The following is a 26,289-nucleotide window of genomic DNA, read 5'->3' as shown; positions in this document are numbered from 1 at the left end:
TATGGCCGAAGGTGACGTGCACACCTACTTCGAAGACGGGCTCTGGAAGAACCGCGTCGAGGGTGGCGTGCGCGCGTCCAACACCTCGCCGCGGCGCACCGACGCCGTGCTCTCGGGCCGGCTGATCGCGAAGAAGCGGCGGGTCGGGCACGTGGTCCACACGCCGGAGGGCGACGTCGAGACCGAACGCGACTACCGCTGAACCTCGACGCTGCCGGCGAGCCACGCCCCGCGCCGGGCCGGCACGGTGATCTCCTCGAAGTCGTCGTCCGGCGGCAGCAGGACCAGGAGCACCCGGCCCGCGCTCCGGGCGAGCTCGGTCCACGCCGCCGGGGGCCGGCCGGCGGTCACGGACCGGTCGTGCGCCAGCACCGTCGCCGTCTCCGGGTCACCGCTGAGCTCGAGGCGGCACTGGACGCTGAACGGCCAGAGCCCGCTGCGCCACTCCCACGGCGCGGGCAGCGTGAGTCCGGCCGGGACGAGCAGCCGGAAGAGGTTCAGGTGGTCGAACGGGTCGTCCGGCTGCAGGAAGAGCGCTGGATGGGTCACCTGGCCGTCATAGGTCAGCAGTTCGAACAGCGCTCGGCACGGCAGCGGGTGGGCCATGGCGGTCTCCTCCGGCGAAGAGGACCGGATACCCGCCGTCGGCGCCGACAACCGGATTCCACTGTGGACAAAAAATCCGCTCCCGCTCGGCGAAGGCTGGGGGTTACCTGCGAGCGGAAGCGGACATCCGTTACAACGCGCGGAAAGCGGTGGTGTTCCCGGACGTGACGCACGTCCCTCACCCGCGGGCCAGCACGGCCCAGACGGTCTTGCCGCCGGACCAGGCGCGGCTGCTCCCCCACATCCGGGAGACCTTCGTGACCATCCGCAGGCCCAGCCCCGTCTCGATCATGTCGAGCCCTTCGCGCAGCACGGCCGGGCGCGTGCTTTCGTCGGCCACCTCGACGCTCAGCCGTCCGCGGCGCAGGTCGAGCCGCAGCCGCGGCACCGAATCGGTGTGCCGCAGGGCGTTCTCGACGAGCTCGGTCGCGACCAGCTCGGCGTCTTCGGCCAGCTCGGGCACCTGCCACTCGACGCAGGTCCCCCGCACGAACCGGCGAGCGCGCGCCGAGGCGAACGGCGACCGGGCGAGCAGCCGCGCGGCCAGCCGCCGCACGGGCCGGGCCAGCGCGGCTTCCGCCGTGGGGACGTCCGGGTGGACGAGCAGGCGCCGGTCCAGCGCCGCCCGGTGTTCCGGCCGTCCGGTGACGACGGCGACGGGAACGGCCGGCCAGTCCCCGACCCGCAACGCCACGAGCAGGAAGACCCCCGCCAGCTCGGGATCGGTGATTTCGAGCTCGCGGATGTCGAGCAGCAAGCCGTCGGCCGCCTCGGCCGCGATCTTCAGCAGGCCGTCGCGGACCTGCGGGTAGGTGGTCCGGTCGAGCACCCCCGTGACCGAGGCTGTCGTCGTCACGCCGTGGTGGGGAACGACCCACACCGAATTCCGCCGGGCAAGCATCGGTGACCAACCTCCTCGAGGCCGGAAAACCCGGCCACCCGGTCGGATATCCGGTTCGGAACCGCTCAAACACGGTCGTTTCGGCGGTGCCGGCGTGGGGTATCCGCTGGGTCCGTTCCGATCTGGAGGCGACGGCCATCAGCACCGCGGTCCTGTTCGACGTCGACTTGTGGCGCGTCCACCGGGCGATCGGCAAGGGGTCGGGCAAGCTGCTGAGCACTCTGCTGGGTGACGCCGACGCCGACCGCATCGGCGACGAGGCCAAAGAGCTGCACAGCCGCTTCTACCTGGAGACGGCTTCCCTGCTGCGGCCGTTCGAAGACGCGCCCGCGCTGATCCGGACGTTGGCCGAGCGCGGGGTGCGCGTGGTGCTGGCGACGTCAGCGGGGGCGGACGAGCTGAAGGAGCTGCGCCGGGTGCTGGACGTCGACGACGTGGTGTCGGGCATCGTGTCGGGCGCGGACGTCTCGGCGACCAAGCCGGATCCGGAACCGGTGATGGCGGCGTTGGAGAGCGCGGGAACATCGCCGGAGGACACGATCTTCGTCGGGGACGCGGTTTGGGACGTCCACTCGGCGACGAAGGCCGGGATGCGGACGGTGTCGCTGTTGTCGGGTGGGGTGAGTGCGGCGGAGCTGCTCGAGGCCGGGGCGATCGCGACCTATGACGACGCTGCCGCGCTGCTCGGCGGGTTGGACGAGAGCCCGCTGGCGAAGCTGTTCAGCTGACGCGTTACGAAAGTAGGTGTACTAGGCGGCAACCCTCGCCGGGCAGAGTTGACCTGGGAAGATTCGGGGCAAGTGTGCACCACCCTGTACTGGCAGGGCTGTTTTCGACTGTGTTAACCTGACCTCCGATCGGGCACGACTGTGCCCGCAGGCCCCGCCACTCTGGTCGGGGCCTTTTTTGTTGCCCTTTTCCAGTTCCGCCGGGTCCCGCTCCCCCGGCGGTTTTGCCGTGCCCGGAGGTCACCTTGCTGACGCTGCTCGTCTACCTGTCCCCGATGCTGTTGCTCATCGTCATCTTCGGCGTCGTGGCGATCGTGGCGCTGTGCCAGGCCAGACCCGAAGACGTGCCCCAGATCTTCACCGAAGCCACGAAGGTGTTCCGCCGGCTGAGCAACCGAGCCGGTCGGCGCGACCGCAAAAGCCTGCCCACCGGCGATACTGAAGACGACGAAGAGGAGGCACGGCCGTGACGCGTCGGCGGGTGACCGTGCTCGACGGGAGCCGGCACGTCACCGCGGTCCTCGCTCTCGAGCAGCTCGAGTCCGTGCTCCGGACCCTTCCGCCCGACGAGGCCGAGATCATCATCCTGCGGTACGGCCTGCGGGACGGCGTTCCCCGGTCCCGTGCCGAAGTCTCGTTGATGCTCTATCTTCCCGTCGCCCAGGTCCTCCGCCGCGAAGCCGACGCCTTCCGGCGAATCCGCCACCCCAGCCGTTCGCGGGTCTTGCGTGACTACGTCGACTCGGAGCAGGCGGCGGTGCCGGACCGGATACGGGCCCTGATCATGGGCGGCACCGAAGCTTCGGACGTCGGCCTGTGCGAGCGGCACGGGTACTTCGAGCTGGCCACGGGATCCGCGCTCTGCTCGGTGTGCCCGTGCCCGGTCACGCCGACACGGTCCGCCGCGTCTGATCTCGGGCGGCCTCGGCGTTACTGCTCCAACGCGTGCCGGCAGGCGTCGTATCGGCAGCGGCGGCTCAGCCGGCCTTCCGGGCCACCAGCCGCTCGACCAACCCCAGCTTGAACCGCTCCCGCCGCTCCACGGCCAGCCCCATCGCCTCGACCAGCTTCAGCGGCCGCCGGCGGAAGTGCTCGCCTGCCAGTGGCACGCTTGCCAGCTCCACCAGCCACTGCATCACCCGGACCGGCCACACCGACGACACCACGTGGTCGACCAAGATCAACCGCCCGTCCGGGCGCAGGACGCGCGTCATCTCCGCCACCGCCGTCGCCGGGTCCGGGATCGCGCACAGGCCGAACGTGCACAGCACCGTGTCGAACGACGCGTCCGGGAACGGGAGCGCGTGCGCACTCCCCTCCCGCAACGTCACCGGGCGATCGAGCTCGGCCGCCCGCGCACGGGCCAGCGCCAGCATTCCCGCGCTGAGGTCGAGGCCGGTGAGCTTCACCTCGGCCGGGTAGAACGGCAGGTTCAGCCCCGTGCCGACGGCGACCTCCAGCACCTCGCCCGAGGCCTGCGCGCAGGCCCATTCCCGTGAGTCGCCGAAGAGGCGGCGGTCCCAGACGCCCATCTCCGCGTCGTAACTGCCGGACTTGCGGTCCCAGTACCGCCGCCACCGCTCGGCCTTCGTCATGCCCCCCCCAGCCAACCACGCCGGGGAGCCGTCAGCCGAACATGCCGAGCTCGTACGAGCCGCCCTGCTGGTGCAGGATCACGCCGAGCCGGTTGGCCGCGTTCATCTGGGCGACCAGCGCGACCAGCGCCGCGGTCCGGTCGTCGTCGAAGTGCTTGCGCACCCGCGCCCACGTGTCGTCGGAGACGCCGGGGGCGGCGTCGGCGATGCGGGTGCCCTCCTCGGCGAGTGCCAGCGCGGCCCGCTCGTCCTCGGTGAACACCGTGGCCTCGCGCCAGGCGGCGACCAGGTTGATCCGGACCGCCGGCTCACCGGCGCCGGCGAGCTCCTTCGTGTGGACGTCGACGCACCAGCCGCAGCCGTTGATCTGGCTGACGCGCAGCGACACCAGCTCCTGGACGACCTTCGGCAGCGACGACTGGACGATCGCCTGGCTCGCCGTGCCGAACCGCTTGGCGAACTTGAGGCCGATCTCGTTGTCGGTCAGGGTGAAACGGGGTTCCATGGTTCGTCCTCATTCATCGGGAACTTGACGACCACGAGATGCCGGGCCACCCCGGTTCCGTGACAGTGACGACCGTCACCGTCACACCGCGCGCGCCGCCGGCATCTGATGGGAAACTCCGCGACGACCCGAAGAGGAGCCACCCCATGGCCGACCCCGCCACCGACGCGTTCCTCGCGCACCGCAACCTGCTCTTCACCGTCGCCTACCAGCTGCTCGGCTCGGCCGCCGACGCCGAGGACGTCCTGCAGGAGACCTGGCTGCGCTGGACGGGCGTGACCCTCGCCGACGTGCGCGACCAGCGCGCCTACCTCGTCCGGATCACCACGCGCCAGGCACTGATGCGGCTGCGGACGCTCGGCCGCCGCAAGGAGTCCTACGTCGGCCCGTGGCTGCCCGAGCCGCTGCTGACCGCGCCCGACGTCGCCGAGGACGTCGAGCTGGCCGACAGCGTGTCGATGGCGATGCTGCTGGTGCTCGAGACGCTCACCCCGGCCGAACGGGCGGTCTTCGTGCTGCGCGAGGTGTTCGACCTGGCCTACGAGGAAATCGCCGCAACCGTCGGCAAGAGCCCGGCCGCGGTCCGCCAGATCGCCCACCGGGCCCGCTCGCACGTTGCGGCGCGCCGGCCGCGCGGCGCCGTCTCCCCGGCCGCGACCCGGGACGCGCTCGCGGCGTTCCAGCACGCGGTGGAGACCGGCGACCTGCGGCAGCTGCTCGACATCCTCGCGCCGGACGTCGTGTTCCTCGGTGACGGCGGGGGCATCGTGCAGGCGGTGCTGCAGCCGGTCGTCGGGGCGGACGAGGTCGCGCGTGCGCTGACCGCGGGCGTCCGCAACTTCGCCGCGGGCTCGCTGCGGGCGGCCGACGTCAACGGTTACCCGGCACTGATCCTCCGCATCGAGGGCGCGGTCGACACCGTGCTGGCCGTGCGCCTCGACGAAGGGCTCATCACCGGGCTGTACGCCGTGCGCAACCCCGAGAAGCTGTCACGGCTGGAAGCGGAGACGACGCTACGGCGCTGACCGCGCGTCGAGCGCCGCCCGCAGCCGCAGCCAGGTCGGCTCCGGGTCGAGCGCGGCCGGCACCTGCTCCAGGTCGTCCTCATCGGACACCTCGGTGGTCGCCGCCAGGAACTCGGCCACCAGCGCGGCACCGGGATCGGGCTCGGCGGCCGCCTCGCCGAGCACCACCAGCTCGTCCCCCGCGGCGGCGACCAGCCCGCCCGTCCCGGTGGCGGCCAGTGCGGTCACCGGCGAGCCGGACACGGTGTGCTCGACGGTCGTCCCGCCGTCGAGGTCGATTCCGAGGAGCGTCCCGTCCGCCGCGCCGATCCACAGCGCGCCGGCGCCGAACGCGACCGCCCGCCGCGGGCCGGGGTCCGTCGCCAGGACCCGGCGCAGCGACGGGAATTCGAACACCTGAAGCAGGTCCTCGTAGGCGTTGCCGGTGATCGCGAGGTACCGCCCGTCCGGGCTGAACATCGGCGGCCCGTAACCGTCGACGTCGAGGATCAGCGCCCGGCTGCGGACCCCGGTCCCCGCGCCGGGCTCGGCGAACACGACGAGGGTGGCGCCCTGGTCACTGCGCAGTGTGGCCAGCAGTCCCCCGGCGGGGTGTGCGGCCACGCCGGTGTCCCACCGCGGCCCGGCGGTGAGCGCGCCGGACCCGAGGTCGAGGACGTCGGACCGGTTCCAGGCGGTCGGCTCCTCGCTCGACGACGGCGACGCCCACAGCGCCCGGCCGTCCGGCGCGAACGCCAGGCTGTGGTACGTCGAGGAGTCCACAGTGGACACCCCGGCCGGGGTCCACCGCCGGGTGCCCTCCTCGTTCGCCACCACCAGCTCGGGTTCGCCGGGATGCCAGGCCGCCGCGGGAGTCCGCCAGTGCCGTTCCCACGGCTTGGCGGCGTCGTAGGCGGCGGTGTCGGCGCCGATTGTGGCGAGCAGACCGCCCTCGTGGTCGAGAACGTGCACCGCCGGGCGGTCGCCGTCGAGGCAGGCGAGCAGGGGCAGCCGCGGGTGGGCCAGCACGCGTTCGACCGGGTGCCCGGCCGGAACGCGGGCCGTCGTCTCGAGGGTCACCCCGCCAACCTAGCGGTGTTTCTCCTTGAGGTCCTTCGCTTTCACGCCCACCAGCAGCACGGCCACCGCGAGCAGCACGATGCCGGAGCTGATCACCAGGCCGAGCGAAAGGCTGCCGGTCGCCGCCTGGATGAAGCCCAGCAGGGACGGCGACGCCGCGGCCGCGAACGAGCCCATCGAGGTCACCACCGCGATGCCCGTCGCGGCGGCGCGGTCGCTCAGGTAGATCGACGGGATCGAGTAGAACACGGTCAGGCCCGAGTAGTGGGCCGCCGCCATCACCGCGAGCAGGAGCACCACCACCAGGACGCTGCTGCCGGCGAAGGCCAGCGCCAGCATCGCGGCCGCGGCCACCAGCCAGCTCACCGCCGCGTGCCACCGCCGCTCCAGCGTGCGGTCGGAGTGGCGGCCCACCACCAGCATCACGACGATGCCGAGCAGCGGCGGGATCGCCGAGAAGAAGCCCAGGTTCAGCACGTCGCCGACACCGGCTTCGGCGATGATCCGCGGTGTCCAGTACGACACGGCGTTGGCCAGCGTGTAGGCGCCGCAGGCGCACAGGCCGAGGATCCAGACCTTAGGGTCGCGCAACGCCGAGAGCATGCCGCCGTGGCGCTCCGGCGCGTCGCCCTTGGAAAGCCGGTCGGCTTCGAGGTCGGCCTCGACCGCGGCCTTCTGCGCCGGGGTCAGCCACTTCGCCTGCGCCGGCTCGTCGGCGAGGAAGAACGCCACCAGCACGGCGAGCAGGATCGGCGGGATCCCCTCGATGAGGAACAGCCACTGCCAGTCGGCCAGCCCGGCGACCCCGCCGAGCGAGTGCATGATCCAGCCGGACACCACCGAACCGAGCACGCCGGAAACCGGGACGCCGATGAAGAACACCGCGGTCATCCGCGTCCGGCGCGCGGACGGGAACCAGCGTGACAGCAGGTAGAGCGCGCCGGGGAAGAAGCCCGCTTCGGCCACGCCGAGCAGGAACCGGGCGATGTAGAACGTGGTTTCGTCCCGCACGAACAACGTGACGATCGTGACGACGCCCCAGGTGGCCATGATCCGGACCAGGGTCTTGCGGGCGCCGATCTTCGCGAGCAGGGCGTTGCTGGGGACCTCGAAGAGGATGAACCCGACGAAGAACAGCGTGACGCCGAGTCCGTAGACGGCCGAGCCGAACCCGAGGTCACGCTTGAGGCCCTGCTGCGCGATGCCGATGTTGGTGCGGTCGACGAAGCTGACGACGTAGCAGATCACGAGCAGCGGCATGACCCGCAGCGCGATGGTCCGGTACGTCGACGCGCGGTCGACGCCGGCCACCGAAGGTGCGGGCCGTCCGGTGACGGCGGGGGGTTCGGCCATGCTGCTCGACTCCTTCGTCAGGCGGGGCGTGCGGTGCAGTCTCCGCATCCGGTGTTGTGTTTGTCAACACCGGATCGGCAACGGCTACGATGACCGGCATGGCGGAACGCGCGGACGGCCGAGACCTGGTGCCCATCTCCGGACTCCTCTCCTACCGGCTCTCCCGCACGTCGTCGGCGATGTCGCGCAGCGCCGCGCTGCGGTACCGGCGCGAGTTCGACGTCAGCCTCGGCGAATGGCGGGCGATCGCACTCATCGCCGCCGACCCCACCCTGACCCTCAACCGCCTCGCGCGCCGGGCCGGGCTGGACAAAGCGCAGATGAGCCGAGTGGTCAGCCGGCTGACCGAGCGCGACCTGGTCGACCGGACGGCCGGCTCGGGTCGCACGTCGCAGCTCGCCCTGACCAGCGAGGGCACCCGCGTCTACCGCGGGCTGATCGCGGCGGCGAACGAGCGGGACGCGGAGTTCCTGGCGGCACTGAGTCCCGAAGAGACGGCCGTGCTGAGCGGCGCGCTCGACAAGCTGGCTGACCTCGCCCTGGCCGTGGAGGAACGTGAGCGCGCCCACGCCGCCACCGACGACTGTTGACTTTATCAACAGAGCCGCGTAGTTCTGGAGCCACCGAACAGGAGGTGGCCCGATGCCCGACGCCGTCACGATCTGCGAGTGCTTCGCCCGCGACGGGCTGCAGCACGAGCCGGAGTTCGTGCCGACCGCGACGAAGGTCGCGCTGCTGGACGCCTTCGCGGACGCGGGGTTCCGGCGCATCGAGGCGACGAGCTACAGCCACCCTTCGCACGTTCCCGGCTTCTCGGACGCTTCCGAGGTCCTGACGAAGATCCGGCGTCACCCGGGCATCACGTTCAAGGCGACCTGCCCGAACCCGCGCGCGGTGCAGCGCGCCCTCGCCGACCTCGACGCCGGCCACGGCGCCGAGGAGCTGAGCCTGCTGGTCTCGGCCAGCGAAAGCCACACCGAACGCAACCTCCGGACGTCGAGAGCCGGGCAGTGGGAGCGGGTCGAAGAGATGGTCCGGCTCGCCGGCGGCCGGTTCAAGCTGGTCGGAGTCGTCTCCGTGGCGTTCGGCTGCCCGTTCGAAGGCGCGGTCGACCCCGGGCGAGTCGCCGAGGACGTCGCGCGGTTCGCCGGCCTCGGCGCGGACCTGGTCACCCTGGGCGACACGACCGGCGTCGCGACGCCGCCCTCGGTCCGGGCCCTGTTCGCGCGGCTGGGCTCCGAGGTGCCGGTCGTCGCGCACTTCCACAACACCCGCGGCACCGGCGTCACCAACGCCGTCGCGGCCCTCGACGCGGGCTGCCGGAACTTCGACACCGCGATGGGCGGCGTCGGCGGGCACCCCGGCGGCATCGAGTACGGCGCCGGGCTGACCGGCAACGTCTGCACGGAAGACCTGGTCAGCCTGTTCGCCGCGATGGGCGTCGACACCGGGATCGACCTCGACCTGCTCGCGAAGGCTTCGGCCGCCTGCGAAGACGCCCTCGGCCGCCCGCTGCACAGCATGGTCGCCCGCGCCGGCTTCACCCCGACCCTGAACCAGGAGAACCCGTGACCGTCATCGTCGAGGACCACGGACCCGTCCGCGTCCTGACCCTGAACCGGCCCGAGAAGCTCAACGCCCTCGACACGGCCCTCACCCGCGCTCTGAGCGAGGCGTTCACCGCCGCGGACGCCGATCGCGAGGTGCGCGCGGTGGTGCTCACCGGCGCCGGCCGCGGCTTCTGCGCCGGAGCCGACCTCAGCGAGTTCTCCTCCCTCACGCCCGACAATGCCGACGCGGTCCTGGACCGCGCCGCGCTCACCGCGAAACTGCAGGTCCAGGCCCGCGAGCTGCGCGTCCCGGTGGTCGCGGCCGTGCGCGGCGCGGCGGTCGGCGGCGGCGCCGGGCTGGCGCTCGGCGCCGACATGGTCGTCGCCGGGACCGACCTCAAGTTCGGCTATCCCGAGCTGAAGCACTCGATCGTCCCGGCGCTGGTGATGACCGGGCTCGTCCGGCACCTCGGCCGCAAGCTGGCGTTCGAGCTGGTCAGCACCGGACGCCTCCTCACCGCCGCCGAGGCGTTCGAGCACGGCCTGGTCAACCGCGTCGTTCCGCCGGACGACGTGCTGCCCGCGGCCCTGGAGATCGCCGAACACTGGGCGAAGGTCGAGCCGCGCGCGATCGCCGCCGCGAAGGACCTCTTCTACCGCGTCGCCGACCTGCCGACGGACGCCGCGATGCGCGCCGGCCAGGACGTCAACGCGCTGATGCGGGGGTTCCGCGGATGACCGGCCCGCTGTCCGGGACCAGGGTCCTCGACTTCTCCCGTGTCCTCGCCGCTCCCCTGGCGACCCAGGTGCTCGCCGAGCTCGGCGCCACCGTCGTCAAGGTCGAACGCCCGGGGACCGGCGACGAGACCCGTGGCTTCGAACCCCGCCTGCCCCACGGCGAAAGCGCGTACTTCTTCGCTTTCAACCGCGGCAAGAAGTCCGTGACGCTCGACCTCAAGGACCCGCGCGGCCAGGAGGTCGCCCGGCGGCTGGCCGCGGACGTCGACGTGGTCGTCGAGAACTTCCTGCCGGGAGCGATGGACCGCCTCGGCCTCGGGTACGCGGACCTCGCCGCGGCGAACCCCGGGCTCGTCTACGTGTCGGCCACCGGGTTCGGGCAGACCGGCCCGGACCGCGAGCGCAAGGGCTACGACACGGTGTTCCAGGCGCTGTCCGGCGTGATGGCGATGACCGGCGAGCCGGCCGGGCCGCCGTCGAAGACCGGCGTTCCGGTGGCGGACCTGACGTCCGGGCTCTGGGTGGTCATCGCCGTGCTGACCGGGCTGGCCGGGCGCACGGTGTCGGGCCGCGGCCGCCATCTCGACGTGTCCATGATGGACGTCCAGCTCAGCCTGCACGCGCTCAACGCGGCCCGGCTCTTCGCACTCGGTGAGGACCCGGTGCGGACCGGCACCGAGCACCCCGGCCGGGTCCCGTCGGCGGCGTTCCAGGCCGGGGACGGCGAGTGGCTGCACATCAGCGGCAGCGACCAGCACTGGGGGCCGCTGTGCACGGTCCTCGGGCTCGGCGACCTGGCCGTGGATCCCTTGCTGGCGACCAACTCCGGCCGCGTCGAGCAGCGCGCTCGGGTCATGAAGGCGCTGCGCGGGGCAATCGCGCAGCACGACCGCGACCCCCTGGTGAAGGAACTGCGGGCGGCCGACGTCCCCGCCGGCGCGGTCCGGTCGGTGCGGGAAGCCCTGGCCGATCCGCACGCCGTCGCGCGCGGCGTCGTGGGCGAGTTCACCCACCCGTCGGAGGGGACGTTCCCGGCGCTGCGGACGCCGTTGCGCGAGACTGCCGGACAGGCCCCGGCGCCCGGTGTGCCGCCGCTGCTGGGCGCCGACACCGACGACGTCCTGGCGGAGCTGGGCCTCGGCGCCGACGAGATCGAGGGCCTGCGGGCCGCGGGAGTGATCCGATGACCGAGCGCGTGTCCGTCTCCGTCGAAGCCGGGATCGCCCGGGTCGAGCTGACCCGCCCCGACGCCCGCAACGCCCTCGACCTGCCAATGTGCCACCAGCTTCGCGAAGCGTTCGAGTCGCTCGGCGACGACGTCCGGGTGGTGCTGCTGAGCGGGCGCGGGCCGGTGTTCTGCGCGGGCGCCGACCTCAAGGAGCGCACCGGCAAGGACGCCGCCTGGGTGCGACGCCGGCGCGTCGCCGCCTTCGCCGCGTACGCCGCCATCGAGCAGTGCCGGGTGCCGGTGGTCGCGCTGGTCCAGGGCGCCGTGGTCGGCTCGGGTGGAGAGATCACCCTGGCCGCCGACTTCTCGCTGGCCGCGTCGGGGACGATCTTCCGGTTCCCCGAGCCGCACTGGGGCACCGTCGGCGCGACCCAGCGCCTGCAGCGTGCCATCGGCAAGCGCCGGGCCAAGGAGCTGTTGTTCACCAACCGCGCGCTCGACGCCGAAGAGGCCGCCGATCTGGGTGTCGTCACCCGGGTTGTCCCGGCTGACGAGCTGCGCGCGGCCGGCGAGGAGACGGCCGCGAGCATCACGAAGGCGCCACCGCTGGCGATCTCGCTGACCAAGCGCGCGGTCGACCTCGGCTCGGAGACCGACCTCGACCGCGGGATCCGGATCGAGCTGGCCGCCATCGAGCAGTGCCTCGCCGACGGCGGCTGGCGCGACGGCGTCGCCCGCTTCGCCGCCGGGAACGGAGAACCGCGATGACCGACCTGCGCACCGCCTGCCCGCTGACGACCCACGAGGTCCTGGCCCGCGCGGCCCTGCTCGCGCCGGACGTCGAAGCCGTCGTCACGGCCTCGGAGCGGGTCACCTTCGGCGAGCTGGCCGCGCGGGTCTCGCGGATCCGGGCCGGGCTGGCCGCCGCCGGCGTCGGCCGCGGGGACCGCGTCGGGATCTGCCTCGGCAACACCCCCGGCTGGGTCGCGCTGTTCCTGGCGATCGGGGCGGCGGGCGCGGTCGCCGTGCCGGTCAACACCCGGTTCACCGCCGAAGAAGTGCACTACACACTCGCACACGCGCGGGTGCGGACCCTGTTCGTCGCCTCCCGGGTGCTCAATGTGGACTTCGCCGCGATGCTGCGGGAGCTCGACACCGCGTCCCTGCCCGCGCTGGAAACGGTCGTCGTGCTCGGCGACGACGTCCCTTCGTCCGCCGTGGCGTGGGACGAGTTCCTCGCCGCCGGGGACGAGGTCCCGCCGCCCGCCGCTTCGCCGGACGACGTCCTGCTCGTGCAGTACACCTCCGGGACGACGGCACGGCCGAAGGGCGTGCTGCTCACCCACCGCAGCATGTGCGCGGACGCGTTCTTCTCCGGCGCGCGGATGGGCCTGCGCGCGGGCGACCGGTTCCACTCCGCTCGGCCGTTCTTCCACGTCGCCGGCAGCACGCTGTCCGTGCTCGCGTCGCTCCAGCACGCGACCACGCTGGTGACGATGCCGAAGTTCGAGCCCGAGGAAGCGTTGCGGCTGCTGGAAACCGAGCGCTGCACGCACTTCTCCGGCAACGACACCATCGCGCTGCTGCTGCTCAACCATCCCACTCGCGCGCAGCGCCGGCTGTCGCTGCGCGGCGCGTGGGTGGCGGCGTCGCCGACCGTGATCCAGCGGGTCGTCACCGAGCTCGGCGCGCACGAATGTGTTGCGGGATATGGCCTTTCCGAAGCCTCGCCGAACGTCGCGCAGTCGGCGTGGTGGGAGCCGGCGGAAGTCCGGACCTCCGGCGCGATGGCCGTGCAGCCCGGCGTCGAGGTGCGGATCCGCGCGCTCGGCGAAGACCGCGACTGCGGCCCCGGTGAGCCGGGTTCGGTGCTGGTGCGCGGCTGGAACGTGATGGTGGGCTACCTCGACGACCCGGTGAAGACGGCCGAGACGATCGACGCCGACGGCTGGCTGGCCACCGGCGACGTCGGCCTGCTCGACGAGACCGGCCGGTTCCACTTCACCGGCCGCACCAAGGACATCATCCGCGTCGGCGGCGAGAACGTCGCGCCCGCCGACATCGAGGACACCCTGCACCGGCATCCGCTGGTCCGGCAGGCGGCGGTCGTCGGCGTCCCGGACGCGCGGCTGGTGGAGGTGCCGTTCGCGTTTGTCGTCGTGACCTCCCCGGAGGTCACGGAAGACGAGCTGCTGGTCTGGGCGCGGTCGCGGATGGCGGGCTTCAAGGTGCCTCGGCACCTGCGGATCGTCGACGGCTTCGAGGGCATCGGGATGACCGCCAGCTCGAAGGTGCAGAAGAACCGGCTGGCCGCGCACGCCCGGTCGCTGCTGGAGCGGGCGTGACGCGCATCGAAACGCCGGTGACCCGGCTGCTGGGGATCGACCTGCCGATCGTCCAGGCGGGCATGTCGTGGGCGTCGTCGTGTGCCGCGCTGCCACTGGCGGTGTCGGACGCGGGCGGGCTCGGCGTGGTGGCGGCGGGCCCGATGCGGCTGCCCGACCTGGACCGCGTGCTGACGGAGGTGGCCGCGGGCACGGACAAGCCGTGGGCGGTCAACCTCCCGCTGTACCGCGCCGGGGTGGACGAGGTGATCGACCTGGTGCTGCGGCACGAGCCGCCGGTGCTGATCGCGTCGCAGGGCGGCCCACGGCGGTACCTCGGCCGGTTCCACGACGCCGGGACACGCTGCCTGCACGTGGTGGCCGGGGTTTCCCACGCCCGCAAAGCCGCCTCGGCCGGCGTCGACGGCCTGGTCGTCGTCGGCGCCGAGGCCGGCGGGCACCCGCCGCCCGCGATGGTCGCGACGTCGGTGCTGGTGCGAGCGGTGGCGCGCGCGGTCGACGTGCCCCTGATCGCGTCCGGCGGCATCGCGGACGGCGCGGGCCTGGCGGCGGTGCTCGCCCTCGGCGCGGGCGCGGCCCAGTTCGGCACGCGGTTCCTGGCCAGCACGGAGTCCTCCGTGCACGACGCCTACAAGCAGGCGGTGGTCGACGCCGGGGTCGACACGACCCGCACGGTGGGCCACGGCCTCGGGGTCATCCGCGCCCTGGACAACGACTTCACGGCGCGGATGCTCGCGCTCGAGGCGTCCGGCGCCGAGGAAGCGTTGCGGCGGAAGACGTTCCAGGCGTCGACCCTGCGCGACGCCGCCCTGCACGGCGACGTCGCGGAGGGCAAACTGGAGGCCGGCCAGTCCGCCGGGCTCGTCGACGAGGTCCTCCCGGCGGCGGAGATCGTGGCCCGGATCGTCCGGGAGTACCGGGCGGCACGCGCCGGCCTCCCGCCGATCACCTGAACGTCACACCGCGGCGATACTGTCGGGCGTGCTCGAACAACCGCCCCATCGGATCGGGTTCGCCGTGACGTGCTGGTTCCTCGCGGTGCTCGGCGGGGCGGGCGCGTACTGGTTCGGCTCCGCGGCGGCGGCAAGCACCGGCTCGTGCGAGCCGGACGAGACCGTCTTCCCGTGCACCGAGGCCGGGCCGCACATCGTCTTCTGGCTGCCCCTCCTCGGCTGGCTCGCGGCGATCCTCCTGGCCTGGCTGGTGGGCGCGGTGCTGATCCGGCAGCGCGTCACCCGGTGGCTGAGCCTCCCGGTCGCCGTTGTGGTCTACGCCGTCGGGATGACCGCCGACTGGTTCCTCGCGGTGCGGTGACCCCGGCGTTTCGCTTCGCCGAGCTGATCCTCGACGGCGGGGCCGCTCCGCGCCGAGCTGGCGTCGCACGGCGTCGAAGCGGCCTAGGAGCGCTCACTCCGTCGCGGTCGCCGCCGCCACGATGACCTCCGCGACCACCTCCGGCTGCGACACCGCCACCGCGTGCGAGGCGTCGATGTGCCGGACCGTCGAGGACGCGCGCTCGGCCATGAACTGCTGGGCCTGGGCCGGGATCGCGTTGTCCTGGTTGGCCACCAGCGTCCACGAGGGCAGCTTCGTCCACGCCGGGGTGCCTTCGAACGGGGCGGCCAAGGCCTGCTGCGCGACCGGGCGCTGGGTGACCGCCAGGACCGCCGCGGTGGCCGCCGGGACGTCGGCCGCGAAGACCTCGGCGAAGTCGGCCGGCTTGATGGACAGCTCGGGCTCGCCGTTGTGGACCAGGACGTTCGTGGTCTCCGGGCCGAGCTTGGCGCCCGGGTAGCGGCCGGACAGCTCGAAGACGCTCTCTCCCGCGTCGGGCTGGAATGCGGCGATGTAGACCAGCGCCCGGACGTTCGGCGTCTCGGTCGCCGCCCGCGTGATCAGCGCGCCGCCGTAGGAGTGGCCGGCCAGGACGACCGGGCCTTCGACACCCTTGACGACGTCGGCGACGTACGCGGCGTCGGACTCCACGCCGCGCAGCGGGTTGGCCACCGCGACTACGGGATAGCCCTGTTCCTGCAGCTTCGAGACGACGCCGGTCCAGCTGGAGGAGTCGGCGAACGCGCCGTGGACCAGGACGACGGTGGGCTTGCTCATGGCTGGCTCCTTAGAGAGAATGATCGGTCTTTCTGTCAGCTACTCTGGCGCGCCGACCCCTGGAGCGCAATGTGACGAAGCCGATCTGGCAGAACGATCAGTCTTTCTCTATGCTCGCGGGATGAAGTCCGGCGAGGTGCACCCGAAGGACCGGCTGCTCGCGACCGCGTCCCGGCTGTTCTACGCCGAAGGCATCCACGCGGTGGGAGTCGAGCGCCTGGTCTCGGAGGCGTCGGTCACGCGGGCGACGTTCTACCGGCACTACCCGACCAAGGACGACCTGGTGGCGGCCTACCTGACGACGACGAGCCGCCAGATCCGCGCGGCGGTCGAGGCGGTGAGCGCGGGCAAGCCGCCGCGGGAGGCGCTGGCCGCGACACTGGGCGTCGTCGGCGACGCGACGTGCGGAGAAGACTTCCGCGGCTGCCAGTTCCTCAACGCGGCGGCGGAGTTCCCCGACCCGGACCACCAGGTCCGCCAGGTGATCGACGACCACCGCACGTGGTTCTTCGGCGTGCTCCGCGACCGGGCGGCGGCCGCGGGTCACCCGGACCCCGACCACGCGGCCCGCGTGCTGGTCCTGTTGCGGGACGGCGCTTTGCACGGCGGCGAGCTGGACGACGCGGAAACGGTGCGCGCGACGCTGCACCGGGCGGTGGAGGACCTGCTTCCCGCCTGAGTCAGCGGGCATCAAGCCTTCCGACCTGCGTGAACCCGGCAAAACTAGGCCGAACGGGTTACCTTGGGCGCGGAGGAGGTCGCGCATGGCTGAGCACGAAGTCCCGGCCTGGGTCGAGCCGATGCTGGCCAAGGCCGACGGCGGCCGGCTGCGCAGCGGCCCGGAGTGGGCCTACGAGTACAAACTGGACGGCTACCGCGCGGCCATGCGCATCGGCCCGGCCGGCACGACCGTGCTCACCAGCCGCAACAACATCGACTTCACCGCCGAGTTCGCCGACCTCGCCGGTGTCCTCGCCCCCGCGCTCGACGGCCAGGCCGCCTACCTCGACGGCGAAGTCGTCGTCTACGGCGAAGACGGCCGGATCGACTTCGAGCTCATGCAGGAACGCCGTGGCCGGTACGTCCGGCACCAGAGCGCCACCGTGGCCAAGCCGTTCGACGACCTCCCCGTCCGGTTCCTCGCCTTCGACCTGCTCCGGCTCGGCGACTGCGACCTGCTCAAGGCGCCCTACGACGAGCGCCGCAAGCTGCTGGAAAGCCTGCCGATGCCCGATCCGTACCGCGTGTCCGTCGTCCGCGCGGTGACCTTCGACGAGCTCGACGCCGACCGCCGCACCCCCGCCGACTTCCTGGCCCACGCCGCGTCCGCCGGCTACGAAGGGGTCGTCGCCAAACTGCGCAACTCCGCCTACGTGCCCGGGCAGCGGCCGGACTCCTGGCTCAAGCACCCGCTGATCCGGACGCAGGAGGTCATCGTCTGCGGCTGGCGGCCCGGCCAGCGCAGCTTCACCGGCACGCTCGGCGGCCTGCTGCTCGGCGCGCACGACCCGGACTCCGGCGACCTCGTCTACATCGGCGACGTCGGCACCGGCTTCTCCCAGGCCGCGCGCGCCGACCTCGTCGAGCGGCTGACACCCCTCGAACGCCGGACCCACCCGTTCGTCACGACACCGCCGCGCGAAGACACCGTCCGCGCCCGGTGGGTCGAGCCGCGGCTGGTCGGGGAGATCGTCTTCCGGCAGTTCACCCGCGCCGGGCGCGTGCGCCACACCGCCTGGCGCGGCCTGCGGGCCGACAAGAAGCCCGACGACGTCCTCGCGCCGCGGGCGGTCCCCGTCGCCGACCCGCCACCCCCACCGCCCGAGCCGGTCGGGCAGCGGATCACCGTGCAGGCGGGCAACCGCCGGCTGACGCTGTCCAATTTGGACAAGGTGCTCTACCCCGCGGACGGGTACACCAAGGGCGAGGTGATCAACTACTACTCCCGCGTCGCGCCCGTCCTGCTGCCGCACCTCGCCGGGCGGCCGGTGACGTTCATCCGCTACCCCCACGGTGTCGGCGGTGAGAAGTGGTTCGAGAAGAACGTCCCGAACGGCGCGCCGGGGTGGCTGCGCACGGTGCGCCTGCCGAGCACCGGCTCCCGCGGCAGCGGCGGCACGATCGACTACCCGCTGCTGGAGGAGCTGCCGGCGCTGGTGTGGGCGGCGAACATGGCGGCGCTCGAACTCCACGTTCCACAATGGACGGTCGTCGGCTCCGAAAAGCAGCCGCCGGACCGCCTGGTTTTCGACCTCGACCCCGGCCCGGGCACGACGATCGTCGACTGCGCCCGCGTCGCCGAACGGCTGCACGACGTCCTCGTCGCGGACGGGCTCACGCCGTACGCGAAAACCTCCGGCTCCAAGGGAATGCAGCTGTACTGCGGCATCCGCACCGACGACCCCGCGGCGCCGTCCGCGTACGCGAAGAAGCTCGCTCAGCGGCTGGCGCGGGAGACGCCCGAGACGGTCACCGCGGTGATGGCCAAGGCGCAGCGGAGCGGCCGGGTGTTCATCGACTGGAGCCAGAACAACCCGGCCAAGACGACCGTCGCGCCGTACTCACTCCGCGGGCGCGACCACCCGACGGTGTCGACGCCGATCACGTGGGACGAGGTCCGCGCCTGCCGCCACGTGCTGCACCTGACGTTCACCGCGGACGAGGTCCTCGACCGCGTCGGCGAGCTCGGTGACCTGCTGGCCGGGCTCGACCAGAGCCGCGGCGCCATGCCTTCCGGGGCATGACGGCATACCACTTTTGATCTTCGACACCGCGACTTCCCGGTCATAGCTTCGAAAGAGGCCGACCGAGGAGGACGCGTGACAGCGAGGACGAGCCCCGCCGGGTGGGTGCTGCGGGCGGTGGCCGCGGCGCACGTCGTGGTGATCGCCGGGCAGCCGGTGTTCGCCGGGGTGTACCTGAGCGGGGACTACGACGGCCTGCGGCTGCACACGATCGGCGCGGACGTCGTTTCGTCGCTCGCCTACGTCCAGCTGGTCGTCACGATCGTCGTCTGGGCCCGGCTTCGGCGGGCCTGGCCGTTCCTCACCACCGTGCCGCTCGTGGCGGCCGAGACGGTCCAGTACTTCGCCGGGCTGGACGGCGCGCTGTGGCTGCACCTCCCGCTCGGGGTCACGACCATCGCGGCCCTCGTCGTGCTGACCGTCGCCGTGTGGCGGCGGCCGCTCGCGCGGGAGGCCGCCGATGCGTGACGGACTCACCCGCCGCCAGGTTCTCGGCCTCGGCGGCGCCTTCGGAGTGCTGGCGGTCACCGGGTTTTCGACGGCTGCCGCGCTGGCCCGGCGGCCGCCCGTCACCGGCGCCGAGCTGCGCAGCGCCGTGCCGCTGCCACCCGCGTTCCAGGTGCCGCTGCCGGTTCCCGCCGTGCTGAAGCCGACCAGCCCCGGCCGTTACGAGATCACCCAGCGCGTCGCGGAAGCCGAGGTCCTGCCCGGGATCCGGACACCGCTGTGGACCTACGACGGCACCTTCCCGGGGCCGACGATCGAGTCGCGCCGCGGCCGCCCGATCACCGTGACGCACCACAACGAACTGCCCGTGCCGACCGTGGTGCACCTGCACGGCGGGCGGACGCCGGCGGAGTCCGACGGTTACCCGACCGACCTCGTGCTGCCCGCCGGCTGGACGAGCCATCACACGATGCCCGATCCGCGGGCGGTCACCACCACCCGGACCCGCGACTACACCTTCCCGCTGGACCAGCGCCCGGCGCTGCTCTGGTACCACGACCACCGGATGGACTTCACCGCTCCCGCGCTCTGGCGCGGCCTCGCCGGGCTGCACATCGTCCGCGACGACGCCGAGGACGCGCTCGGCCTGCCCGCGGGGGCACGCGAGCTGCCGCTGATGATCACCGACCGCGCCTTCGCCGCCGACGGCACGCTCGACTACCCCTCGGTGGACGCCACGCTGCGGGAGCGGCCCGGCGTGCGGGAGAGCTTCCTGGGCGGCGTGCTCGGTGACGTCATCCTGGTCAACGGTGCCCCATGGCCGGTGCACGAGGTCGACGCGTCCCGGTACCGGCTGCGGGTCCTCAACGCGTCCAACGCCCGCCACTACGACCTCGAAGCGGTCACCGACGACGGCCGCCGGCTCGCGCTCGTCCAGGTCGGCGCCGACCAGGGGCTGCTCGCCGCGCCCGTCACCCACTCCTCGCTGCCGATCGCGCCGGCCGAACGGTACGACCTGGTCGTCGACTTCGCCGGGATCCCGGCCGGCGGCCGCGTCCGGCTCCTCAATCGGCTCGGGTCCGGGCGCACCGCCGAGGTGATGGCCTTCGTCGTCGCGCGCGCCGCCCGCGACGACAGCCGGGTTCCTGCGGTCCTGTCGACGGACCTGCCGTCCTGGGACCGGCCGGCGCGCACGCGGGAGTTCTCCTTCCGCGCCGGGCAGCTCGCCGACGGGAGCCACGGGTGGCTGATCGGCGGGCGCCCGTTCGACCCGGCCCGCACGGACGTCACCGTCCGGCTCGGCGACGTCGAGGTGTGGCGGCTGGTCGCCGACGTCCACCACCCGGTCCACCTGCACCTGGCCGGGTTCCGGATCCGGTCCCGCGGCGGGCGGGCGCCGCTGCCGCACGACGCGGGGCTCAAGGACACGATCTCGCTGCGGCCCGGGGAAGCGGCGGAGATCGTCACGCGGTTCGACGGGTACCGCGGGCGTTATCTCTTCCACTGCCACAACGCCGAACACGAAGACATGGGCATGATGGCGAACCTCGAAGTCACCTGACACCGGCTGTCGCGGGCCATCCCCCGTCCGGGGTGCGGACGATCCCGATCGTGGGGCCGGTGCGGGTGACGGACCACCGCGCGCACGGTCGCCGCTGGGCCAGACGGGCAAGGCCCGCGGAGCGCGAGTGAAGCTCCTTGTCCAGCGGAAACACTCCTCGCTAGCGTCGACGGCGAGGGGACGACACCGGGGTGCCCGGCGATCCCCTTGCCTGCCAAGGAAAAGGACGAGGAGCTCGCTGATGACCGCTACCGACCAGCCCGTGACCCGCACCGCGTACCAGCAGTCGGTCGCCGACTACTGGAACGCGGAAAAGGATCCGGTGAACCTCCGGCTGGGCGACGTCGACGGTCTCTACCACCACCACTACGGGCTCGGCGACTACGACCCGGCCGTGCTCGAGGCGCCGGAGGCCACGCGCGACCAGGCGATCATCGCGGAGATGCACCGGCTCGAAACGGCGCAGGCCGACGTCCTGCTCGACCACCTGGGCCGGGTCGCGCCCTCGGACCGGCTGCTCGACGCCGGCTGCGGCCGCGGCGGCTCGAGCGTGATGGCCCACCAGCGCTTCGGCTGCCAGGTCGACGGGATCTCCATCTCCGAGCAGCAGGTGCGGTTCGCGAACGAGCACGTCCGGCAGCGCGGGATCGACGGCTCGGTGCGCTACCACCTGCGCAACATGCTCGACACCGGCTTCGAGTCCGGGATCTTCCAGGGCATCTGGAACAACGAGAGCACGATGTACGTCGACCTGCACGAGCTGTTCGCCGAGCACGCGCGGCAGCTCAAGCCGGGCGGCCGGTACGTGACCATCACCGGGTGCTACAACGACGTCACCGGCGGCCGGTCGCGCGCGGTGAGCCAGATCGACCAGCACTACATCTGCAACATCCACGCCCGCGGCGACTACTTCAAGGCGTTGTCCGACAACGGTTTCGTCCCGATCAACGTCGTCGACCTGACGGCGGCCACGATCCCGTACTGGGAGCTGCGGGAGCGGTCCTCGGTCGCCACCGGCGTCGAGAAGCCGTTCCTGACCGCCTACCGCGAAGGCAGCTTCCACTACCTGCTCATCGCCGCCGACCGCGTCTGAGGCAGGGGGCGGTCACGAGGGAGACGACCATGACCGGAACCGCACCCGCGTGTCCACAGTGGACCACCGGCGGGGCCGCGGGGCTGCTGGCGGGACCGTTCGGCCTCGGGACGTCGGCGGCGCGGATCGCGACGCAGTTCGCGCCGGCGCCCGGGCAGGATCCGGCGTACGCGTACCTGCCGTGGGGTGACGGCAGCGCGTCGCCGCTGTACTGCCCGGTGGTGGGCCGCGTCGACGACGGTCTCGCCGCCGAGGTCGACCGGCGGCTGGTCGCGTGGGCCGCGGACTGCGGCTTCACGGGGGCGGGCCTGGACCAGATCGCCGGCGCCGGGTTCGGCCGGCTGGTGATGCTCGCCCACCCCGACTGCGACGACCCCGACCGCCTGCTCGTCGCCGCGCAGCTGAACGCGGTCTGGTGGGCGGCCGACGACTACTACGCCGACGACAGCACGCTGGGCGCGGCGCCGACCGAACTGCCGCCTCGCCTGGCGCTCGTCATGGCGGCCATGGACCCCGTCGCGCCTGCCGGGGAGTTCTCGGCGCCCCTCGACGAAGCCCTGCGGGCGGACCCGATCCTCGTCGGGCTCCACTCGGCGGTCGGGCACCTGGGCCGGCACGGCTCCCCCGTGCTGGTGCAGCGGGTCTGCTACGCGACGTTCTCGATGTTCGTCAGCTGGGACGCCTACGCGGCGTGGCGCCACACCGGCCGTTACCCGCCCGCGTGGGAGTACCTGGCGGCCCGCCAGCACGACAGCTTCTACACCTCGATGACGCTCGTCGACGCTGTCGGCGGGTACGAGCTGGCCGCGCCGTTCTACTACGACCCGCGTGTGCGGGAGGCGATGATGCGGGCCGGGACGGCGTCGGTGCTGGTCAACGACCTGCATTCGGTGGCGAAGGACGCCGCCGACGAGAAGCCGGTCTGCAACATGGTCCTGCAGATCGCCGCGGACCGGGGCTGCCCGGTCGAAGAGGCGGTCGAGGCGACCGTCGAGCTGCACAACAAGATCGTCCACGAGTTCGAGGACGGCCATCGGGAGCTGATGGCCGTCCCGTCGCCGGAGCTGCAGCGGTTCCTCGTGGGTGTGCGTTCCTGGATGGGCGGCGGCTTCACCTGGCACGCCACCAATCCCCGTTACCAGTGACCCGTTCCGACCGAAGCAACTGATTGGGTGGTTCTCGCTGTGACTGTCACCGACCCGGTGGAGACCGAACAGGCGCCGTTGAGCCTCGGACGGGCCGCGGCCCGCACCCTGGCCACCACGACCAAGTCGGTCCCGCAGATGCAGGGCATCTCCTCCCGCTGGCTGCTCAAACTGCTGAACTGGGTCGAGGTCTCCGGCGGCGCCTACCGCGTCAACCGCCGCCTGTCCTACTCCGTCGGCGACGGCCGCGTCACCTTCACCACCACCGGCGCCGACGTCCGCGTCATCCCACCCGAACTCGGCGAGCTCGCCCCGCTACGCGGCTACGACGACGAAGAGGTCCTCACCGAACTCGCCTCCCGCTTCACCCAGCACGAATACCTGCCCGGCGACGCCCTGGTCGAGTTCGGGTCCCCGGCCGAGCAGGTGTTCCTCATCGCCCACGGCAAGATCACCAAGGTCGGCACCGGCGCCTACGGCGACCAGACCGTCCTGGGCACCCTCGCCGACGGCGACTACTTCGGCGACACCACCCTGGTCCGCACCGACGGGATCTGGGAGTTCACCGCCAAAGCCGTCACCACCTGCACCGTCCTGTCCCTCCCCCGGCAGGTGTTCGACGACGTCCTCTCCCGCTCCGAGACCCTGCAGGCGCATCTGGACGCCTACGTTGCGGGTGGGGCCAGTGCCCGCAACGACCACGGCGAAGCCGAGATCTCCCTGGCCGCCGGCCACGACGGGGAACCGACCCTGCCCGGCACCTTCGTCGACTACGAAGCCTCCCCCCGCGAATACGAACTCTCGGTCGCCCAGACGGTGCTGCGGGTCCATTCCCGGGTCGCGGACCTCTACAACCAGCCGATGAACCAGATCGAGCAACAACTCCGGCTGACGGTGGAGGCGTTGCGGGAGCGGCAGGAACACGAGCTGGTCAACAACACCGACTTCGGGTTGCTGCACAACGCCGACTTCGCCCAGCGGATCCCGACCCGGACCGGGCCACCGACCCCCGACGACTTCGACGAGCTGCTCGCTTTGGTGTGGAAGGACCCCGGGTTCTTCCTGGCGCACCCGAAGACGATCGCGGCGTTCGGGCGGGAATGCACCAAGGCCGGGGTGTATCCGGACGCGGTGGACCTGGGCGGGCACCAGGTCCCGGCGTGGCGGGGGGTGCCGATCCTGCCGTGCAACAAGATCCCGGTGACCGAGACCCGGACCAGTTCGGTGTTGCTGATGCGGACCGGGGAGCAGGCCCAGGGTGTGGTGGGGTTGCATCAGACGGGGTTGCCGGATGAGTACCAGCCGGGGTTGAACGTGCGGTTCATGGGTGTGAGTGAGCAGGCGATCATCTCGTATCTGGTGTCGGCGTACTATTCGGCGGCGGTGCTGGTGCCGGATGCGTTGGCGGTGCTGGAAAGCGCCGAAATCGGCCGGGAGAGCTGAGACCCGTGACGGTCACCGAAGAGGCGTCCGTGCAGCTGTCGCTGAGCGTCACAGCCGCACGGACCCTCACGACGACAACCAAAACCCTGCCGCAGATGCGCGGCATCACCACCCGCTGGCTGCTCTCCCAGCTGCCCTGGGTCGACGTCCCCGCCGGCTCCTACCGCGTCAACCGCCGCCTCACCTACACCATCGGCGACGGCAAAGTCAGCTTCTTCACCACCGGCTCCCGAGTCCAGGTCGTACCCGCCGAACTCACCGAACTCGAACTCCTGCGCGGCTTCGGCGACGAACAAGCCCTGGCCGCCTTGGCGGACGCTTTCGAACAACGTGAGTACGAACCCGGCGCCACCCTACTCACCGCCGGCGAACCGCTCGACACGCTGATTCTCATCGCCCACGGCAAAGTCACCCGCCACGGCCGCGGCGAATACGGCGACGAAACCACGCTCGGCACCGCCACCGACGGCGACCACCTCGGCGCCGAACTGCTCGCCCGCGACAACACCACCTGGGCGTTCACCGCCCGCGCCGCCACCCGCGTCATCGCCCTCGTCCTGCCCGCCACCACCTACGCCCGCCTCAACGGCCGCTCCGAATCCCTGCGCGCCCACGTCGCCGAAGCGATCAGACGGCCACGGAAACCGCAGAACCCCAAAGGCGAAGCCAACATCGACCTCTCCGCCGGCCACGACGGCGAACCGATCCTCTCCGGCACCTACGTCGACTACGACCCCTCACCCCGCGAATACGACCTCGCCGTCGCCCAAACCGTGCTGCGCGTGCACAACCGCGTCACCGACCTCTACAACCAGCCCATGAACCAGCTCGAACAACAACTGCGGCTGACCGTGGAAGCGTTGCGGGAACGGCAAGAACACGAACTGGTCAACAACACCGACTTCGGGCTCCTGCACAACGTCGACCTCAAACACCGCCTCACCACCCGCACCGGCCCACCCACCCCCCTCGACCTCGACGACCTGCTCTGCCGACGCCGCAAAACCAAGTTCTTCCTCGCCCATCCGCGCGCGATCGCCGCGTTCGGGCGGGAATGCACCGCCACCCGCGTCTACCCCGACACCGCCCTGCTCGACGGGAAACGCGTGATGGCCTGGCGCGGCGTCCCGATCCTGCCCTGCGACAAAATCCCCGTCACCGACACCGGGACAACCTCGATCCTGGCCATGCGCGTCGGCGAAGACGACGCCGGCGTCATCGGCCTCCGCCCCAAAGACCTGCCCGACGAATACCAACCCGGGCTCAACGTCCGGTTCATGGGCATCAACGACCGCGCGGTGACCTCGTATCTGGTCAGCGCGTATCACTCCGCGGCCGTCCTGGTCCCGGACGCGCTCGGCGTGCTCGACGACGTCGAAATCGGGCGCTAACCCTTGCGCCCCAGGAGGTGGAACACACGGCTGAGCGCGCGGTAAGGGTCGCGGCGGCCGGCTTCGAACTCGACCGCCGCCACCCGCTCCGCGTCCGCGGGCTCGGGTTCGGTGCCACCGAACCCGAGCCAGTCGACGAACAGCCAGACTCCGTACCAGTCCAGCGGTTCCACACCCCGGCTTCGCAGGATCTCGCTCAGTTCCTCGACCGTGTCGGCGCGGGTCGGCACCCCCAGCACGCCGATCTCGGTGGTGCGGTCGAACGCCGCCAGGGCGTCGTCCCACCGCTGTTCCAGCGCCGGCCGCACGGCCATCGTGTGGGCGTTGCCCGTCATGATCGAGACCAGGCCGCCGGGAGCGGCGCACCGGCAGAGCTGCTCGACGAGCGGCTCCGGCCGGTCGAGGTACCCGAGCACCCCGTGGCACAACACCGCGTCGAAGTGCCTCCCCTGCACGGCTTCCTCGGCGTTCTCGCCCGAAGCGTGCACAAACGTCACTCTCGGACGGATGGTGTCGGTCAGCCGCTCGCGAGCCTTGTCCAGCATCGCCTCGGACGGGTCGAGGAGCGTCACGTCGTACCCGGCACCGGCCAGCGGGAACGACTGGTGACCGGCGCCGCCGCCGACGTCGAGCACCGTCGCCGGTGGTGGCGGCAGATGCTCCAGCAGCTGGCGGTGCAGCACGTACGTGCGCACGCGCCCCTTCACCGTCGCGTAGGCGCCGTCGGCGAACTGGCCGGCCAGGGCGGCCCAGGTGTCCTCGCTCACCGCACCAAACTAC

General features: G+C 72.0%; 29 protein-coding genes. 21 read left to right on the top strand and 8 right to left on the bottom strand.

Features of this window, described 5'->3' with window-relative positions; genetic code table 11:
* Position 1: 1 nt before the first annotated feature.
* Positions 2–202: a DUF2188 domain-containing protein gene (locus ACZ63J_RS02030; RefSeq protein ID WP_465339233.1), complete on the top strand. Its 201-nt coding sequence runs from the start codon at positions 2–4 to the stop codon at positions 200–202.
* Here the strand turns inward: ACZ63J_RS02030 and ACZ63J_RS02025 are convergent.
* On the bottom strand, positions 193–606 hold the full coding sequence (locus tag ACZ63J_RS02025; protein WP_465407917.1) for a hypothetical protein: 414 nt from the start codon (positions 604–606) through the stop codon (positions 193–195). The genes ACZ63J_RS02030 and ACZ63J_RS02025 overlap by 10 nt on opposite strands.
* 178 nt (positions 607–784) lie before the next feature.
* Positions 785–1,507, bottom strand: a complete 723-nt coding sequence (locus ACZ63J_RS02020) for an ATP-binding protein (RefSeq protein WP_465407919.1) — start codon at positions 1,505–1,507, stop codon at positions 785–787.
* Positions 1,508–1,593: 86 nt separating this feature from the next.
* On the opposite strand from ACZ63J_RS02020, the gene ACZ63J_RS02015 reads away from it, so the two are divergent.
* From ACZ63J_RS02015 to ACZ63J_RS02005, 3 genes are all read left to right on the top strand, one after another.
* Positions 1,594–2,235, top strand: coding sequence for an HAD family hydrolase (locus ACZ63J_RS02015; protein ID WP_465407921.1), 642 nt, complete (start codon positions 1,594–1,596; stop codon positions 2,233–2,235).
* Positions 2,236–2,480: 245 nt separating this feature from the next.
* Positions 2,481–2,705: a hypothetical protein gene (locus ACZ63J_RS02010; RefSeq protein WP_465407923.1), complete on the top strand. Its 225-nt coding sequence runs from the start codon at positions 2,481–2,483 to the stop codon at positions 2,703–2,705.
* On the top strand, positions 2,702–3,259 hold the full coding sequence (locus ACZ63J_RS02005; RefSeq protein ID WP_465407925.1) for a sigma factor-like helix-turn-helix DNA-binding protein: 558 nt from the start codon (positions 2,702–2,704) through the stop codon (positions 3,257–3,259). The genes ACZ63J_RS02010 and ACZ63J_RS02005 overlap by 4 nt, the downstream gene beginning before the upstream one ends.
* Here the strand turns inward: ACZ63J_RS02005 and ACZ63J_RS02000 are convergent.
* Positions 3,213–3,830, bottom strand: a complete 618-nt coding sequence (locus ACZ63J_RS02000; RefSeq protein ID WP_465407927.1) for a class I SAM-dependent methyltransferase — start codon at positions 3,828–3,830, stop codon at positions 3,213–3,215. The two genes, ACZ63J_RS02005 and ACZ63J_RS02000, sit on opposite strands and share 47 nt — an antisense overlap.
* Before the next feature lie 31 nt (positions 3,831–3,861).
* Positions 3,862–4,335 (bottom strand): carboxymuconolactone decarboxylase family protein, encoded by a 474-nt coding sequence (locus tag ACZ63J_RS01995; RefSeq protein WP_465314561.1) that lies wholly within the window; start codon positions 4,333–4,335, stop codon positions 3,862–3,864.
* A 146-nt stretch (positions 4,336–4,481) separates the two neighbouring features.
* Here ACZ63J_RS01995 and ACZ63J_RS01990 point away from each other — a divergent pair, with 146 nt between their 5' ends.
* Entirely contained in the window at positions 4,482–5,360 is an 879-nt protein-coding gene (locus ACZ63J_RS01990; RefSeq protein ID WP_465407929.1) for an RNA polymerase sigma-70 factor, read from the top strand.
* On the opposite strand, the gene ACZ63J_RS01985 is transcribed toward ACZ63J_RS01990, so the two are convergent.
* Together ACZ63J_RS01985 and ACZ63J_RS01980 are read right to left on the bottom strand one after the other, a co-directional pair.
* Positions 5,349–6,419, bottom strand: coding sequence for a WD40 repeat domain-containing protein (locus tag ACZ63J_RS01985; RefSeq protein WP_465407931.1), 1,071 nt, complete (start codon positions 6,417–6,419; stop codon positions 5,349–5,351). The two genes, ACZ63J_RS01990 and ACZ63J_RS01985, sit on opposite strands and share 12 nt — an antisense overlap.
* Before the next feature lie 9 nt (positions 6,420–6,428).
* A complete protein-coding gene (locus ACZ63J_RS01980; RefSeq protein ID WP_465407933.1) occupies positions 6,429–7,772 on the bottom strand; it encodes an MFS transporter in 1,344 nt (447 codons plus the stop codon).
* Between the two features lie 98 nt (positions 7,773–7,870).
* On the opposite strand from ACZ63J_RS01980, the gene ACZ63J_RS01975 reads away from it, so the two are divergent.
* Genes ACZ63J_RS01975 through ACZ63J_RS01940 form a run of 8 tightly spaced genes read left to right on the top strand, consistent with a single transcriptional unit; the run spans position 7,871 to position 14,887 of the window.
* Entirely contained in the window at positions 7,871–8,362 is a 492-nt protein-coding gene (locus ACZ63J_RS01975; RefSeq protein WP_465407936.1) for a MarR family winged helix-turn-helix transcriptional regulator, read from the top strand.
* Between the two features lie 52 nt (positions 8,363–8,414).
* A complete protein-coding gene (locus tag ACZ63J_RS01970; RefSeq protein WP_465407938.1) occupies positions 8,415–9,344 on the top strand; it encodes a hydroxymethylglutaryl-CoA lyase in 930 nt (309 codons plus the stop codon).
* Complete coding sequence (locus tag ACZ63J_RS01965) at positions 9,341–10,060, top strand: enoyl-CoA hydratase/isomerase family protein (protein WP_465407940.1); 720 nt, start codon at positions 9,341–9,343, stop codon at positions 10,058–10,060. The genes ACZ63J_RS01970 and ACZ63J_RS01965 overlap by 4 nt, the downstream gene beginning before the upstream one ends.
* Positions 10,057–11,247 (top strand): CaiB/BaiF CoA transferase family protein, encoded by a 1,191-nt coding sequence (locus ACZ63J_RS01960; protein ID WP_465407942.1) that lies wholly within the window; start codon positions 10,057–10,059, stop codon positions 11,245–11,247. Before ACZ63J_RS01965 ends, ACZ63J_RS01960 begins: the two co-directional genes overlap by 4 nt.
* Positions 11,244–11,996, top strand: coding sequence for an enoyl-CoA hydratase/isomerase family protein (locus ACZ63J_RS01955; RefSeq protein WP_465407944.1), 753 nt, complete (start codon positions 11,244–11,246; stop codon positions 11,994–11,996). Before ACZ63J_RS01960 ends, ACZ63J_RS01955 begins: the two co-directional genes overlap by 4 nt.
* Complete coding sequence (locus tag ACZ63J_RS01950; protein WP_465407946.1) at positions 11,993–13,573, top strand: AMP-binding protein; 1,581 nt, start codon at positions 11,993–11,995, stop codon at positions 13,571–13,573. Before ACZ63J_RS01955 ends, ACZ63J_RS01950 begins: the two co-directional genes overlap by 4 nt.
* A complete protein-coding gene (locus tag ACZ63J_RS01945; protein ID WP_465407948.1) occupies positions 13,570–14,526 on the top strand; it encodes an NAD(P)H-dependent flavin oxidoreductase in 957 nt (318 codons plus the stop codon). The genes ACZ63J_RS01950 and ACZ63J_RS01945 overlap by 4 nt, the downstream gene beginning before the upstream one ends.
* Before the next feature lie 28 nt (positions 14,527–14,554).
* On the top strand, positions 14,555–14,887 hold the full coding sequence (locus tag ACZ63J_RS01940) for a hypothetical protein (protein ID WP_465407949.1): 333 nt from the start codon (positions 14,555–14,557) through the stop codon (positions 14,885–14,887).
* Between the two features lie 93 nt (positions 14,888–14,980).
* Here ACZ63J_RS01940 and ACZ63J_RS01935 read toward each other — a convergent pair whose 3' ends face one another.
* Positions 14,981–15,685 (bottom strand): alpha/beta fold hydrolase, encoded by a 705-nt coding sequence (locus ACZ63J_RS01935; RefSeq protein WP_465407951.1) that lies wholly within the window; start codon positions 15,683–15,685, stop codon positions 14,981–14,983.
* 121 nt (positions 15,686–15,806) lie between these two features.
* On the opposite strand from ACZ63J_RS01935, the gene ACZ63J_RS01930 reads away from it, so the two are divergent.
* The 8 genes from ACZ63J_RS01930 to ACZ63J_RS01895 all read left to right on the top strand — a co-directional run bounded on the left by ACZ63J_RS01930 (position 15,807) and on the right by ACZ63J_RS01895 (position 25,509).
* Positions 15,807–16,364, top strand: coding sequence for a TetR/AcrR family transcriptional regulator (locus ACZ63J_RS01930; protein ID WP_465407953.1), 558 nt, complete (start codon positions 15,807–15,809; stop codon positions 16,362–16,364).
* 85 nt (positions 16,365–16,449) lie between these two features.
* On the top strand, positions 16,450–18,429 hold the full coding sequence (ligD, locus tag ACZ63J_RS01925) for a DNA ligase D (RefSeq protein WP_465407955.1): 1,980 nt from the start codon (positions 16,450–16,452) through the stop codon (positions 18,427–18,429).
* A 75-nt stretch (positions 18,430–18,504) separates the two neighbouring features.
* Positions 18,505–18,897 (top strand): hypothetical protein, encoded by a 393-nt coding sequence (locus ACZ63J_RS01920; RefSeq protein WP_465407956.1) that lies wholly within the window; start codon positions 18,505–18,507, stop codon positions 18,895–18,897.
* Positions 18,890–20,437, top strand: a complete 1,548-nt coding sequence (locus ACZ63J_RS01915) for a multicopper oxidase family protein (RefSeq protein WP_465407958.1) — start codon at positions 18,890–18,892, stop codon at positions 20,435–20,437. Before ACZ63J_RS01920 ends, ACZ63J_RS01915 begins: the two co-directional genes overlap by 8 nt.
* A gap of 241 nt (positions 20,438–20,678) precedes the next feature.
* Entirely contained in the window at positions 20,679–21,530 is an 852-nt protein-coding gene (locus tag ACZ63J_RS01910; RefSeq protein WP_465314551.1) for a geranyl diphosphate 2-C-methyltransferase, read from the top strand.
* A gap of 29 nt (positions 21,531–21,559) precedes the next feature.
* Positions 21,560–22,675 carry a family 2 encapsulin nanocompartment cargo protein terpene cyclase gene (locus ACZ63J_RS01905; RefSeq protein ID WP_465407961.1) on the top strand — a complete coding sequence of 372 codons (1,116 nt, stop codon included), beginning with the start codon at positions 21,560–21,562 and terminating at the stop codon, positions 22,673–22,675.
* A gap of 39 nt (positions 22,676–22,714) precedes the next feature.
* A complete protein-coding gene (locus ACZ63J_RS01900; RefSeq protein ID WP_465407963.1) occupies positions 22,715–24,118 on the top strand; it encodes a family 2B encapsulin nanocompartment shell protein in 1,404 nt (467 codons plus the stop codon).
* A gap of 5 nt (positions 24,119–24,123) precedes the next feature.
* A complete protein-coding gene (locus tag ACZ63J_RS01895) occupies positions 24,124–25,509 on the top strand; it encodes a family 2B encapsulin nanocompartment shell protein (RefSeq protein ID WP_465407965.1) in 1,386 nt (461 codons plus the stop codon).
* Here ACZ63J_RS01895 and ACZ63J_RS01890 read toward each other — a convergent pair.
* Positions 25,506–26,276: a methyltransferase gene (locus ACZ63J_RS01890; protein WP_465407967.1), complete on the bottom strand. Its 771-nt coding sequence runs from the start codon at positions 26,274–26,276 to the stop codon at positions 25,506–25,508. The two genes, ACZ63J_RS01895 and ACZ63J_RS01890, sit on opposite strands and share 4 nt — an antisense overlap.
* Positions 26,277–26,289 lie beyond the last annotated feature (13 nt).

Source organism: Amycolatopsis sp. NPDC104863, from assembly GCF_055582965.1.
Note: the sequence above shows the minus strand (reverse complement) of the source record. Positions and strands in the feature narration are given on the sequence as shown.